This is a genomic window from Pseudomonas sp. MN1F, from assembly GCF_009391885.1.
Classification (GTDB): Bacteria; Pseudomonadota; Gammaproteobacteria; order Pseudomonadales; family Pseudomonadaceae; genus Aquipseudomonas.
In genome coordinates, this window is sequence record NZ_VZII01000032.1 from 56869 (window position 1) to 69773 (window position 12905).

Sequence of the window (12905 nt, forward strand, 5' to 3'; positions counted from 1 at the left end):
ACCTAGGCCAGCCGCAGCTACGCAGGCCGATTGGCGCGGTTCAATAGCGTGCTTGCAGGGCCTGCTGCAGATCCCGGCGCAGCGACCCGACATCCTGCAGCCCGACATGCAAACGCACCAGCGTGCCCTGCAGCGGCGTGGCAAAGCGCCGATCGCCGAGGTCGCCAAGCGTCACCAGGCTTTCGTAGCCACCCCAGGAAGCGCCGATGCCGAACAGCCGCAGGCGATCGGCGAACGCCTCTGCCCGGCCCAGGCTGCCATCGCTCAACAGCAGGCTGAGCAGCCCGTTGCTGCCCTTGAAGTCCCGCTGCCACAAGGCATGACCAGGATGCTCCGGCAACCCTGGGTGGTACACCTGCGCCACCTCCTCGTGGGCTTGCAGCCAGCGGGCGATTTCCAGGCCCTGACGTTCATGCACCGCCATGCGGCTGGCCAGGCTGCGGGCACCCCGTAGCACCAGCCAGGCGTCATCCGGGCTGACCGTGCAGCCGCAGGTATCGCTGCTGCGCGACAGCGCGGCGAAGGCCTCGCGGGTGGTGCAGACACTGCCCATCATCACGTCGCTGTGGCCGGCGAAGTACTTGGTCAGGGCCATCACCGAGATGTCCGCCCCCAGGGCCAGCGGCTGGTGCAGGTAGCCCGAGCCCCAGGTATTGTCCACCGCCAGCAGGATCCCGCGCGGCTTGCACAAGGCGGCCATGGCCGGCAGGTCGTTGAGCTCGTACAGCAGCGAACTGGGGCTTTCGCTGTAGACCATGCGCGTATTCGGTTGCAACGCCGCTTCCAGCCCCTGGCCATCGGCGGCGAAGTACTCCACCGCGATGCCGAACGGCTGCAACAGTTCACGCGCCAGGCGCCGCACCGGGCCATAGACACCATCGCTGAGCAGCAGATGATCACCCGGGCGCAGGTAGGCGAGAAAAGTCTGGCTGATCGCCTGCAGGCCGGTGGCGAACAGTTTGCAGCGGTAGCCGCCCTCCAGTTCGCTGACCAGGTCCTCCAGGGCGAAAGCCGTGGGGTTGCCCCGCGCCCCGTAGCTCAGCACCCGCTGCTGGTCGCGCTTGCCACGGGCCGCACGCTGCTCGGCGACGCTGTCGAACAGCACGGTGCTCAGGCGGCTGACCGGCGGGTTGACGCCATGGGCACCAGGGCCTGGCTCGCCGCGTCCGCCATGCACCAGCCGGGTGGCCGACGGGTCGCTGTGGGTCAGCGGGGTGAAACTGGCGATCTCGGCCGGGTGCATCTGCGCGATCAGGCCGGTCTCCCAGGCGAGGTAACGACGGGCCGCGTCCTTGTTGCCAGCGTGGCGGTCGTGAACGAAGAACAGGAAATCGATGCAGTCGGCGTCGGCCAGGCTGCTGTCGCCGTCGACCTGCGGCCATTCGCCCAGCAATGCCTGGGGGAACAGCCCTGCGCTCTGGCGCTGGGCGGCGGGCAGTTCACTGGCGGCCAGCTCGGCGATGCGTGGATCGTCGCAGATGAACACCAGGGGGCGGCGCTCTGCCCTCACCTGCTCGGCCAGGGTCGGGCGGATCGCCCACTTCGCGCCGTGCAGGTGGCGCTTGCGGTAGGCGCTGCTCGGGCGCAGGTCGAGCAACAGGGCGCCGTCCAGCCCGGAGGCGTCGACCTCGGCCAGGGTCAGTGGCACAGCAGCCGGGCCGGACAACGCCAGGCCGCTGGCCAGGCCGTTTTCAAGCACATGGGCGTCATGCCCCATCTGCCGCAGCCAGCTGGCCACTACCGGAGCGCGCACGCCGTCGTCATCGAACAGCACGACCCGCGCATGGCGCACGCCGATGTACAGGTCGGTGCCCTGGATCAGCTGGCCACCTGGGCAATGCTGGGCGCCGGGCAGGCTGCCCGCAGCGTATTCCTCGGGGGTACGCACGTCGCAGAGGAACAGGCTGCGCTGCGGGTCTTGCTGCCACTGGCGCACCTGCGCCGCCGATACCCTGCGGACCCCTGCCTTGCGGGCCAGGGCTTCGGCGCGGGCGTGCTGCTGCTTGAGTGCGCTACCGCTGTGCGGTGGATAATGTCGCTGGGCGCCATGCTCCAGCGGCAGGTCCGCCAGGAACCAGCCCTGGGTACCGTTTTCCAGGGCATACACCGGGTTGTCTATGCCCAGGTTGATCAGGGTCTGCGCGCCGATGATGCTGCGGGTGCGGCCGGCACAGTTGATCACCACCGGCGTATGCGGGTCGCTGACCAGGTCTTCCAGGCGATAGCTCAGCTCACCATTGGGGCAGCAGGTGGCGCCGGGGATGTTCATCTTGGCGAATTCGTCCAACGGCCGGCCGTCGAGCAGCACCAGCGGCCTGCCCTGGCGCTGCCAGTCCGCCAGCTCCCGCGGGGTGATGCACGGGGTGTGGCAGGTGTGCTCGACCAACTCGCCGAACGCCTTGGACGGCAGGTGCACCCCGGCGAACAGTTCGAAGCCTGCGCCCTGCCAGCCCAGGCTGCCGCCCTCCAGGCAGTGCACGGCACTGTAACCCAAGGCCTGCAAGCGCCGGGCTCCGCGCTGGGCCAACTCGCCGCCGCGTTCGTCATATACCACCACCCTGACTGCCGGGTTCGGCGCCAGGCGCGGGGCTTCGATCTCAAGGTGGCTGTAAGGCAGGTTGACGGCGTGGAACAGATGGGCCTCACCATATTGACCATGCTCGCGCAGGTCGAACAGGGCGATTTCCCGTCCGTCGAACAGCCAGGTGTGCAGCAGCGCTGGGGTGATGCTGGGAATCATGGGACGCAGTCCGTGGTCGTTTTCTGAAGGGGAGCGCTGGCCTGCCAGCCGCCTTCTGGCGGGCAGGCAGCACCTGTCAAAGGCCGTAGGCCTGGATCGAAGGCGTCATCTGCGACTTGTTGTAGTTCACCACGCTGCCGTCGTCCTTGACCCCGTAGCGGTTCTCCAGCGACTCCAGCGGGCGGCCGTACAGGTGAAAATGCAAGGTCGGGCTGTCGCCCTCCACGCGAATGCCGTGCAGGTCTTCACCGAGGAACGCCACGGATGTACCCGGCTGCACCACGATCTCGCGTTCCAGCGCAAGGCGTGCACGGCGCGGGTCGCTGCCGTCGTCCTCGCGGCGGTACACGCGGTTGAGCTCCTGGCCCTCGACGGCGACGATGATCGCCCAGGTTTCATGGTTGTGCGGCAGGGTCGCCTTGCCCGGCAACAGCGAGTTGACGTACAGCGTCGGCGCTTCTCCGTCGTCATTCAGGCGGTAGCGGAACTGGGTCTCACCGGTGGCTGCATCAGGCGCCGGGAAGCGCTCGAAGTTGAACAGCTCGCGGCGCTCCGCCAGGCCTTCGAGCAGCACGACAATCTGCTGCAGCGCGGCGCGGTCGACACCGTGTTCATGGATGGCGCGCACTTGCGCGAGGAACGGCTCGATCACGGAATCACGTAACATGGTCGGTCTCTCTTCTGGGAAAACGGGCATCACACACTGAGGCTGTAACGCCCCAGGTTGCTCAACACATCGGGCGCCGGTCGGCTGGGGCGGTGGCCGCCCTCGCCCAGCGCATGCTGGAGGAACGCGCGGGTGCGTTCGTGGGTGGGGGCGCGAAACACCTGCTCTGCGCTGCCATGCTCGACAATGCGACCGTGCTCGGTGAAATACACCTGGTCGCTGATCTCCTCGGCAAACCGCATTTCATGGGTGACCAGCACGCAGGCCATGCCCTCCTCGGTCAGCTCGCGAATCACTGCCAGCACCTCGCCGACCATCTCCGGGTCCAGCGCCGAGGTCACCTCGTCGAACAGGATCAGCCTGGGACGCATGGCCAGGGCGCGGGCAATGGCCACCCGCTGCTGCTGCCCGCCCGACAGCTCGCCCGGGAAGGTAGCAGCCTTGTGCCCCAGGCGCACCTTCTCGAGCAGCGCCAGGGCCTGTTCGCGGGCCAGCGCGCGGTCACGGCCAAGTACCTTGGTCGGCGCGATCATCAGGTTGTCCAGCACGCTCAGGTGCGGGAACAGGTTGTATTGCTGGAAGACGAAGCCCACCTGCTTGCGCAGGGCAATCAGCCCGGCCTCGCCGCGCAGTCGCTCGACCTGGGTGCCGCCGATGCGGATGCTGCCGTGCTGGGGCCGCAGCAGGCCCGTCATGCAGCGCAGGATGGTCGACTTGCCAGAGCCGGACGGGCCGATGATCGACACCGCCTGGCCGGCCTGCACGTCCAGGTCGATGCCCCGCAGTACCGGGGTGTCGGCAAAAGCCAGGTGCACGTCACGCAACTGGATCAGGGGTTCAGAAGGCATAACGGCGCTCCAGGCGTTGGGTCAGGCGGGCAATCGGGTAGCAATAGGCGAAGAACAGCGCCAGCACGCTGAAGTAAACCAGCACCGTAAAACCGCTGCGGTTGACCGTGTTGGCGGCAATCTGCGCGCTGTCGATCAGGTCGCGCACCCCCACCAGCGAAGCCAGCGCGGTGCCCATGGTTACCACCGCATACAGGTTCATCCACGGCGGCAGCATGCGCCGCAGGCACTGCGGCAGGATGATCGAACGAAAAATCTGCCCGCGGCTGAAGGCCAGCGAGCGCGCCGCCTCCCACTGGGTGCCCGGGATCGACGCGACCGCGCCGCGGAAGATCTCGGCCACGTTGGCGCTGGCCGGCAGGGCCAGACCGACGGTGACCTTCAGCCAGTCGGGAAATGCCACCCAGGTGCCAGCCACCTGAATGTCGAAGGGGAATACATAAGAGGTGAAATAGATCAGCACCAGCCAGGGCGCGTTGCGAAACACTTGCACCCAAAGCCGCGCCAGCACACGCAACGGTGCCAAGGGCGACAGCAGCAAGGTGCCCACCACCAGCCCCAGCAACGTGCCTAGGCCGATGGCACCGACGCTGATCTGGATATTCTGCACAAGCCCTGCGCCCAGGGTCGGCGACCAGTGCCACAGGGTGGCAAGGTTCTCAATGGCCATAGCCAGGCATCCTCAGGCGCGCCTCCAGGGCGCGGCCGGCACAGTTGACTGCAAGGCTCAGCAGCCCGAAGAAGGCCAGGATCAGGATCATCAGCTCGATGACATTGTCACCTTGGGTCCAGATCATGATCGCGGCGTAGGTGATGTCGTTGACGGCGATGGCTGAAGCCACGGCGGTCATCTTCACCAGGTCGATGAGGTTGTTGACCAACGCCGGCAAGGCAAAGCGCAGCGCCAGCGGCAATTGCACCTGCAGCAGTTGCTGGCGGCGGCTGAAGGCCAGCGAGCAGGCCGCCTCCAGGGTCACCACCGGCACAGCCTCAATGCCGGCACGCAGGGCCTCGGCATGGAAGGCACCTTTGTGCAGCGAGATCACCAGCACCACCCAGGCGAATGGCGTCATGGGGTTGGCGCTGCCCAGGCTTTGGTTGATCAGCATGTTCAGCACCAGGAAGGCGCAGTACAGCTGCACCAGGGTCGGGGTGTTGCGGGTGACCTCGATGAAGGCCCGCGCCGGCCAGGCCAGCCAGCGGCGTCCGGTGGTCACCGCCGCAGCCAGCAGCACACCCACCAGCAGGCTGCCGGCGATGCCGCACAGGCACAGCCACAGCGTGGTCAGCGCGCCATCCAGCAACTTGCCGCTGGCGTAGGCGTCGAACACAAAGCTGTAGTCCAGACCAAGTCGGGCAAGCTGCCCGACCAGCCAGTGCAGGACATCGCTCATCAAGCGCCTTCACCCTGCAGCTTGGCGCGCAGTTCCACCAGCGCGGGCGAAGCCGGGGTAATGTGGTTGGCCTGCTCACGCTCGATCAGCCAGCCGCTGCGGTGCCACTGCTTGACGAAAGGGTCCAGGCGCTGCTGGGTATCGGTCTCGCCCAGGCGTGTCCAGATCACCGAAGGCGCCGGGTTGAGCTCGGGGGTGAGGGCTCGGTAGCCGCTCCATTCACCGCCCTTGGCCAGCAGCGGGTTGATCAGCGTGGCGTCGTGCACGGCGGCCACGCAATTGTTGCCGCGCAGGGCCAGCAGCGATTCGGCGGAGGTCTTGAAGGCCTTGATGTCGGCGCCCAGGTTTACCAGGGCCTGGGTGTAGCTGCTGCCCTGGCTGGTGCACACCGGCTGGCCCTTGAGGTCGGCCCAGGCCTTGACCGGGCTGCCGTCGGCCAGCACGGCGGTGCCGCCGACGCGGTAGAAGGGGGTGGGCACGTGGCCCAGCAGCTTGTCGCGCTCGGCAGTCCATTCCATGTTGGCGATCAGCAGGTCGACCTTGCCCTGCTGCAGGAACTGCACGCGGTTGGCTGGCTGTACGGCCACCAGGTCCACTTCGACGCCCAGCTGGCGAGCCAGGTCGCGAGCCAGGTCGACACTGAAGCCGATGGGCTGGCGGCTGACCGGGTCGATGGCACCAAACGGGCCCCCGGACAGCACCACCCCCACCGACAGCTTGTGGCGTTGCTGTATCTTGTCCAGGGTGGCGTCGGCCTGGGCCATGCCGCTGGCGGCCAGGGTGGCAGTGGCCAGCAATGATGCAAACAACCCGCGACGGGCGACGGTGGACAGCGACATGGTGGAGCTCCTCATCCCGGCAGCCGGAACGCCCGGCCAGTGAGGGCGCATGCTAGGAAGTTGCCGAGGTGAGGGGAAATTCAAATATTGACTATCCTTATAACTCAGACGATATAGAAACGCTTAAAAAATGGAATAAGCCAGTAAATACGGGCTCCTGTAGACGAGCACTTCTATCCCTGGCACTCTAAACATAATGATTCTTTATCTTTTTTCGTCAGCCCTTGATGCAAAGATGCCTGCCCATGACCACACCTGCTCTGGACCTCGACCTGCTGCGCACCTTCGTCGCCATCGCCGACCACACAAGCTTCGCCGAGGCCGGCCGCCATCTGGGCCGCACCCAGGCCTCGGTGACCCAGCACATGCAGCGCCTGGAGCAGCAGGTGGGCGTGGCGCTGCTGCGCAAGCAGGGCCGGCAGAAATCCCTTACCGATGCAGGCCGTCAGTTGCTACGCCACGCCCGGCAGATGCTCGCGCTCAACGACGAGGCACTGGCCGGCCTGCGTCACGACAGCCTGAGCGGCGTGCTGCGTATCGGCTCGCCCCACGACATCGCCGACACCATCCTGCCTCCGCTGCTCAGCCACATCGCCCGCTCGGCGCCCAACCTGCGCCTGGAGATCGACGTTGGCCGCAGCCCGTTCCTGATGGATGACCTGCAGCGCGGCAAAGTCGACATGGTCATCTCCACCCGTACCGCGCCGGGCCTGGAAGGCTTCGCACTGCGTGCCTCGCCGGTGTGGTGGATATGTGCGGCCCACTATCAGCACCTGCCAGGGGAGCCCTTGCCACTGGTGCTGGTGGACGAACCCAGCCTGTACCGCAAGCTGGCGCTCGAAGCGCTGGAGCACGCCGGCATCGCCTGGCGCCAGACCTACCTGGCATCCAATCTGATCGGCGTCAAGGCAGCGGTGCGTGCCGGCCTGGGCATTACTGCGCGCAGCCAGGAAATGGTCGGCCCCGACATGCGCGTGCTCGGACAAAGCGATGGCCTGCCGGCGCTGCCTGACGTGACTTACTACCTGTGGGTGCGGGCCAACAGTGCCAACCCGCTGGTGCGCCAGGCTTACGCGATGGTGCGCGCCAGCGTCGGGGCCTGATACGCATGCCCCGTAAAGCATCAGGCCGCAGGCCGTGCCAGGGCGAGCGGTCGCCAGCCCTGACTTGTGCCCGGCGAGGTACGAGCGCCTGGGCCAGGAACCTATCGCCCACCCTGGCAGTCCTTTAACCAGAGCGGGCCACGCCCCGCATGCCGGCTGCTGATTGCACCCCATGGCGTTTACGAGATTGCATCCTTGACCTCTTCAAAGCCCCTCGCCTCACATCACCGTGCCCTGGACTGGCTGAATTTCTTCCTCGCCGACGTACGCGACGGCCTGGGGCCGTACCTGGCCATCTACCTGCTTGCCGTGCACCAGTGGCAACCAGCGAGCATCGGCCTGGTGATGAGCCTGGCGGGCATCGTCGCGCTGCTGGCGCAAACGCCGGCCGGAGCGCTGATCGACAGCACCAGGGCCAAGCGCGCGGTGGTGGTGATCGCCGCCCTGCTGGTGACCGGCAGTTGCCTGCTGCTACCGTGGATCTCGTCGTTCGCCGGGGTAGCCTTGACCCAGACGGTCGCGGCCCTGGCAGGCTCGGTGTTCGCGCCAGCGATTGCCGCCATATCGCTCGGCATCACCGGCCCCAAGGCATTCACCCGCCGGGTCGGCCGCAACGAAACGTTCAACCATGCCGGCAATGCCTGCTCGGCGCTGCTGGCCGGCGGCCTGGCGTACCTGTTCGGCCCGGTGGTGGTGTTCTACCTGATGGCGGTCATGACCGTGGCCAGCATCGTGGCCACGGTCCGGGTACCCGCTGCGGCCATCGACCACCAGCTGGCTCGCGGCCTTGGCCATGGCCCGATGGCGGCTGACCACCCTGCCGGGCTGAGGGTGCTGCTGCACAACCGCACCCTATTGATATTCGCAGTGTGCTGCGCGTTGTTTCACCTTGCCAACGCGGCGATGCTGCCGCTGGTCAGCCAGAAGCTGTCACAGATCGACCTGCGCCTGGCCACACCGCTTACCTCTGCCTGCATCGTCGCGGCGCAGTTGGTGATGGTACCGATGGCCATGCTGGTGGGGGCCAAGGCCGAGCAGTGGGGGCGCAAGCCGTTCCTGCTGGCCGGCTTTCTCATCCTGCCGATACGGGGTGCGCTCTACGTGGTTTCCGACAACCCGTTCTGGCTGGTCGGCGTGCAATTGCTCGACGGCATCGGCGCCGGCATTTTCGGTGCCCTGTTACCGATCGTGGTCAAGGATCTGACCGAAGGCAGCGGGCGCTTCAATGTCAGCCTCGGCGCGTTGACGACGATGTTCGGGCTGGGCGCGGCGCTGAGCCCTGGTCTCGCTGGGCTGGTGCTGCAGGCCGCTGGCTACGATGCTGCGTTTCTTGCCTTGGCGGCAATTGCCGCAGTCGCCTTCGTGCTGGTGCTGGTGGCGCTGCCGGAAACCCACCCCGGCGCGTCGCCGTCGTCCTCGGCCACGCCTGCCGAATCGACCTGAACAGCTTGGAATGTGCGGATTGCAGAAATTTTTCGCAGAAACGAAAAAAGGCCCCGAAGGGCCTTCTTACTTGCCTTGCCGAAATACTTCGGCAAGGCCAATTTGGAGAGGGAAACGAGACTCGAACTCACGGCTCAATTTCGGTTTTCGGTTCACCCGTCATAGGGGCGTGTGCAGCTGTACGATAGGTTTTGTAGATCTGCTGAACTTCTGGATCATCGAGGCTTTCGTACGTAATCCCCTCTTTGTCCATTCCATCCAGCCCTTTGATATCACTGATGCCCCCCGGCCACTCATCCCGGCTGCAAATGTCGATCACATACGGCTGCAGATAGCGATCAAGATGGCCGGTCGACGGCTCGCGAATTTCGTCACTGAGAGCACGCAGGTACAGGTCTTTCTGTGTTTTCGACCAATCGATGGCAAAACCTGCTCGGAACGAGAGCTCCATGAACACCAGCAAGATAGTGCGCCCATTACCGTCCAGAAATGGGTGAGCAAATGCCAGTTGCCCCATGACCTCGCCAGGGCGGTCCCGAAAGCGTCCACTATTGCCCGCCAATTGGAGCGCGTAATCCACAGCCCGCCTAACCTGTGCAGGATGCTCAAATACCGTACTGCCGGGATCACCATGCATGCCTTTGAAAACGGCAAGATGCGGCACCAGTTCGTTCCGGTCTCTACCCGCCCAGTGGTAAAAGGCTGAAAAGAGAATTTCATGGACCTTGAGCACAGCGCCATAGTCGATCAAAGGCTCATTCTGGAGAAACGCGAGCGCATCTTCGATACTGGCCTCGAACGACAAATGCTCCGACTCTTTAACCTCGATAGGATCTTTTAGCTGCAGCGCGTTCTGCAGATAACCTGCCGTCTCGAAATCTCCGAACGGGTCGAAGGTCATGCGCTGATCGGTTTGCTGGTACGCCGTTTTTCAGCGAGATAGCGCCCTTGAAGTGTCATGATCTCAACCTTGCTGAGCACGCCTTTTCTTTTAAGGTTCACCAGCAACTGTTCGACAACGTCCAAGTTGATCATATCGCCAGCTAGACGACTAATAGTCACAGCCATGCCACTCACCCCGTCACGCTCGGCGGTAACGTTGTGCTTTTTGGCCAGCTTTCGTACTTCAGTGGCAACACTGACATCAGAAGATCGGGTCATCTCAGGTCTCCATTCACCCCCAAATCTTAGCATGGGCTCGGTCAAGCAGACAGGCGTGGCGGCGGAGGCCAATGGGCATATGACAGAAACGAAAAAAGGCCCCTAAGGGCCTTCTTTCTTGCCTTGCCGAAAGTATTCGATAAGGCCAATTTGGAGCGGGAAACGAGACTCGAACTCGCGACCCCGACCTTGGCAAGGTCGTGCTCTACCAACTGAGCTATTCCCGCGTCGTGATGGGTGCCATTCTAGCGATATCTGAAACGGCGTCAACCCCTTGATTCAAAAAAACTTTTATTTTTGCTCGGAGCCTTCGCGCAGGTGCGGCCAGGCGGCCAGCAGGTAGTGCACCATCGACCACAGGGTCAGCGCAGCCGCCACCAGCAGCAGGCCGTAGCCCAGCACCACCCAGAAGCTCACCACCGGCGGGTTGGCCAGCAGGATCACCAGTGCCAGCATCTGCGCCGCAGTCTTCCACTTGCCCAGGCTGGACACCGCCACATGCGCCCGCGCGCCCAGTTCGGCCATCCACTCGCGCAGCGCCGACACGACGATTTCACGGCCGATGATCACTGCCGCCGGCAGGGTCAGCCAGAAGTTGGCGTGCACCTGCACCAGCAGCACCAGGGCCACGGCCACCATCAGCTTGTCGGCCACCGGGTCGAGGAAGGCGCCGAACGGGGTGCTCTGCTGCAGGCGACGCGCCAGGTAGCCGTCCAGCCAGTCGGTGGCGGCAGCGATGGCGAACACCGTGCTGGCGGCCATGTAGCTCCAGTGATAGGGCACATAGAACAGCAGGATGAAGATCGGGATGAGCAGGACGCGTAGAACGGTGAGCAGGTTTGGAATATTCATCGGTACGACTGGCTGCGGGTTGAGCCCGGCATTCTACTCGCTATGCAGGCTGGCATAAATCGACTCGGCAAGCTTTTTACTGATGCCGGGGGCTTTGGCGATCTCATCGATGCTGGCGCGGTTGAGCTCCTGCAGGCCGCCGAAGTGTTTCAGCAGGTCGCGGCGGCGCTTGGGCCCTACCCCGGCGACGTCTTCCAGGCTTGATGTGCGGCGGGCCTTGCCGCGCCGGGCACGGTGGCCGGTAATGGCAAAGCGGTGGGCTTCGTCGCGGATCTGCTGGATCAGGTGCAGCGCCGGGTTGTCGCCCTTGAGGGTGAACTCGTGGGCCACGTCGTTGAGGTAAAGGGTCTCGAAGCCGGCCTTGCGGGTCACACCCTTGGCCACGCCGAGCAGGGTCAGGTCGGTGAAGGCCAGCTCCTGCATCACTTCGCGGGCCATGTTCAGCTGGCCCTTGCCACCGTCCACCAGCAACACATCGGGCAACTTGCCCTCGCCGTCCTTGATCCGCCCGTAGCGACGGGTCAGGGCCTGGTGCATGGCAGCATAATCGTCGCCCGCGGTGACGCCTTCGATGTTGAAGCGGCGGTAATCCGACTTGATCGGGCCCTCCGGGCCGAACACCACGCAGCTGGCGACCGTGGCTTCGCCGCTGGAGTGGCTGATGTCATAGCATTCCAGGCGCTGCGGCACTTCATCCAGGCCGAGCACTTCGGCCAGGGCCTCGAAGCGTGCAGCCATGTGCTGGCGGTTGGCCAGGCGGGCATTGAGTGCCTGTTCGGCATTGGTCACCGCCAGTTGCTGCCAGCGCGCACGGGTGCCGCGCACGCGGTGGCTGATGGTCAGCTCGCGGCCACGCAGGCTCTGCACCGCTTCGGTGATGGCCTCGAAGTCTTCGTGCACCACATTGACGATCAGCTCGCCAGGCAGTTCGCGCTCGGCATTGCCCAGGTAGTACTGCGACAGGAACGCGGCCATGACTTCGGCCACCTCCTCCTCGATGCCCACCTGCGGGAAGAAGTTCTTGCTGCCCAGCACCCGGCCGCCGCGCACGCTGATCAGGTGCACGCAGGCACCACCCGGGTTGACGAAGGCGGCCACCACATCGACGTCGCCGGAGCCACCTTCGATGTACTGCTGGTCCTGGACCCGGCGCAACAGGGCAATCTGGTCACGCAGCTCGGCGGCCTTCTCGAAGTTGAGGGCCATCGCCGCCTTTTCCATGGCTTCGTTGAGCTCGTTGCCCAACTGCTGGCTGCGGCCCTCCAGAAACATCACCGAGTGACGCACGTCCTCGGCATACTCTTCGGCGGTGACCAACAGGGTGCATGGGCCTTTGCAGCGCTTGATCTGGTATTGCAGGCACGGCCGGGTGCGGTTGGCGAAGTAGCTGTCTTCGCACTGGCGCACGGAAAAAGCCTTCTGCAGCAGGCTGAGGCTCTCGCGAATGGCGCCCGCACTGGGGTACGGCCCGAAGTAACGCCCCTTGGCTTTCTTCGCCCCCCGGTGAATGCCCAGGCGCGGGAATTCGCCGTCCGACAGGAACACGTACGGGTAGGACTTATCGTCGCGCAACAGAATGTTGTACGGCGGGCGCCACTGCTTGATCAGGTTCTGCTCCAGCAGCAGCGCCTCGGTCTCGTTGGCGGTGATGGTGGTTTCGACCTGGGCGATGCGCCCCACCAGCGCGGCGGTTTTCGGCGCCAGGCCGGTCTTGCGGAAATAGCTGGCCAAGCGCTTCTTGAGGTTCTTGGCCTTGCCCACATAGAGCAGCCGCGCCTCGGCGTCGAACATCCGGTATACGCCCGGGCGACCACTGCAGGTCGCCAGGAACGCGCTGGCATCAAAGACTTGTGACATG

At 64.9% G+C, this 12905-nt stretch carries 12 protein-coding genes and 1 tRNA gene; 2 read left to right on the plus strand and 11 right to left on the minus strand.

Annotated features, from left to right (window positions below; translation table 11 throughout):
• Positions 1-40 precede the first annotated feature (40 nt).
• The 6 genes from metC to F6X59_RS16380 all read right to left on the minus strand — a co-directional run bounded on the left by metC (position 41) and on the right by F6X59_RS16380 (position 6488).
• Positions 41-2740 carry a cystathionine beta-lyase gene (metC, locus tag F6X59_RS16355; RefSeq protein ID WP_152957115.1) on the minus strand — a complete coding sequence of 900 codons (2700 nt, stop codon included), beginning with the start codon at positions 2738-2740 and terminating at the stop codon, positions 41-43.
• A gap of 76 nt (positions 2741-2816) precedes the next feature.
• Positions 2817-3407: a cysteine dioxygenase family protein gene (locus F6X59_RS16360; RefSeq protein ID WP_152957116.1), complete on the minus strand. Its 591-nt coding sequence runs from the start codon at positions 3405-3407 to the stop codon at positions 2817-2819.
• Positions 3408-3436: 29 nt separating this feature from the next.
• A complete protein-coding gene (locus tag F6X59_RS16365; protein WP_152957117.1) occupies positions 3437-4255 on the minus strand; it encodes an amino acid ABC transporter ATP-binding protein in 819 nt (272 codons plus the stop codon).
• The gene (locus tag F6X59_RS16370) at positions 4245-4925 is read right to left on the minus strand and encodes an amino acid ABC transporter permease (RefSeq protein ID WP_152957118.1); all 681 of its coding nucleotides are present in this window, start codon (positions 4923-4925) and stop codon (positions 4245-4247) included. The genes F6X59_RS16365 and F6X59_RS16370 overlap by 11 nt, the downstream gene beginning before the upstream one ends.
• Positions 4915-5649, minus strand: coding sequence for an amino acid ABC transporter permease (locus tag F6X59_RS16375; protein ID WP_152957119.1), 735 nt, complete (start codon positions 5647-5649; stop codon positions 4915-4917). The genes F6X59_RS16370 and F6X59_RS16375 overlap by 11 nt, the downstream gene beginning before the upstream one ends.
• Positions 5649-6488 carry a transporter substrate-binding domain-containing protein gene (locus F6X59_RS16380; RefSeq protein WP_152957120.1) on the minus strand — a complete coding sequence of 280 codons (840 nt, stop codon included), beginning with the start codon at positions 6486-6488 and terminating at the stop codon, positions 5649-5651. The genes F6X59_RS16375 and F6X59_RS16380 overlap by 1 nt, the downstream gene beginning before the upstream one ends.
• A gap of 245 nt (positions 6489-6733) precedes the next feature.
• Here F6X59_RS16380 and F6X59_RS16385 point away from each other — a divergent pair, with 245 nt between their 5' ends.
• Positions 6734-7591, plus strand: coding sequence for a LysR substrate-binding domain-containing protein (locus tag F6X59_RS16385; protein WP_178120099.1), 858 nt, complete (start codon positions 6734-6736; stop codon positions 7589-7591).
• Between the two features lie 195 nt (positions 7592-7786).
• Positions 7787-9034: an MFS transporter gene (locus F6X59_RS16390; protein ID WP_152957122.1), complete on the plus strand. Its 1248-nt coding sequence runs from the start codon at positions 7787-7789 to the stop codon at positions 9032-9034.
• A gap of 127 nt (positions 9035-9161) precedes the next feature.
• On the opposite strand, the gene F6X59_RS16395 is transcribed toward F6X59_RS16390, so the two are convergent.
• The 5 genes from F6X59_RS16395 to uvrC form a co-directional block, all read right to left on the minus strand.
• On the minus strand, positions 9162-9935 hold the full coding sequence (locus tag F6X59_RS16395; protein WP_152957123.1) for a Fic family protein: 774 nt from the start codon (positions 9933-9935) through the stop codon (positions 9162-9164).
• Positions 9932-10195, minus strand: a complete 264-nt coding sequence (locus F6X59_RS16400) for a hypothetical protein (protein ID WP_152957124.1) — start codon at positions 10193-10195, stop codon at positions 9932-9934. The genes F6X59_RS16395 and F6X59_RS16400 overlap by 4 nt, the downstream gene beginning before the upstream one ends.
• Before the next feature lie 151 nt (positions 10196-10346).
• Positions 10347-10422, minus strand: a tRNA-Gly gene (locus F6X59_RS16405).
• A 64-nt stretch (positions 10423-10486) separates the two neighbouring features.
• A complete protein-coding gene (pgsA, locus tag F6X59_RS16410; protein WP_027920568.1) occupies positions 10487-11047 on the minus strand; it encodes a CDP-diacylglycerol--glycerol-3-phosphate 3-phosphatidyltransferase in 561 nt (186 codons plus the stop codon).
• A gap of 33 nt (positions 11048-11080) precedes the next feature.
• Entirely contained in the window at positions 11081-12904 is a 1824-nt protein-coding gene (gene uvrC / locus F6X59_RS16415; RefSeq protein ID WP_152957125.1) for an excinuclease ABC subunit UvrC, read from the minus strand.
• Position 12905 lies beyond the last annotated feature (1 nt).

Bases quoted from the DNA above. Each gene is read 5' to 3' on its own strand.
- pgsA (WP_027920568.1), bottom strand. From the start codon at position 11,047: ATGAATATTCCAAACCTGCTCACCGTTCTACGCGTCCTGCTCATCCCG.
- F6X59_RS16380 (WP_152957120.1), bottom strand. From the start codon at position 6,488: ATGTCGCTGTCCACCGTCGCCCGTCGCGGGTTGTTTGCATCATTGCTG.
- F6X59_RS16375 (WP_152957119.1), bottom strand. From the start codon at position 5,649: ATGAGCGATGTCCTGCACTGGCTGGTCGGGCAGCTTGCCCGACTTGGT.
- F6X59_RS16370 (WP_152957118.1), bottom strand. From the start codon at position 4,925: ATGGCCATTGAGAACCTTGCCACCCTGTGGCACTGGTCGCCGACCCTG.
- F6X59_RS16385 (WP_178120099.1), top strand. From the start codon at position 6,734: ATGACCACACCTGCTCTGGACCTCGACCTGCTGCGCACCTTCGTCGCC.
- F6X59_RS16360 (WP_152957116.1), bottom strand. From the start codon at position 3,407: ATGTTACGTGATTCCGTGATCGAGCCGTTCCTCGCGCAAGTGCGCGCC.
- F6X59_RS16395 (WP_152957123.1), bottom strand. From the start codon at position 9,935: ATGACCTTCGACCCGTTCGGAGATTTCGAGACGGCAGGTTATCTGCAG.
- F6X59_RS16400 (WP_152957124.1), bottom strand. From the start codon at position 10,195: ATGACCCGATCTTCTGATGTCAGTGTTGCCACTGAAGTACGAAAGCTG.
- uvrC (WP_152957125.1), bottom strand. From the start codon at position 12,904: ATGTCACAAGTCTTTGATGCCAGCGCGTTCCTGGCGACCTGCAGTGGT.
- F6X59_RS16365 (WP_152957117.1), bottom strand. From the start codon at position 4,255: ATGCCTTCTGAACCCCTGATCCAGTTGCGTGACGTGCACCTGGCTTTT.
- metC (WP_152957115.1), bottom strand. From the start codon at position 2,740: ATGATTCCCAGCATCACCCCAGCGCTGCTGCACACCTGGCTGTTCGAC.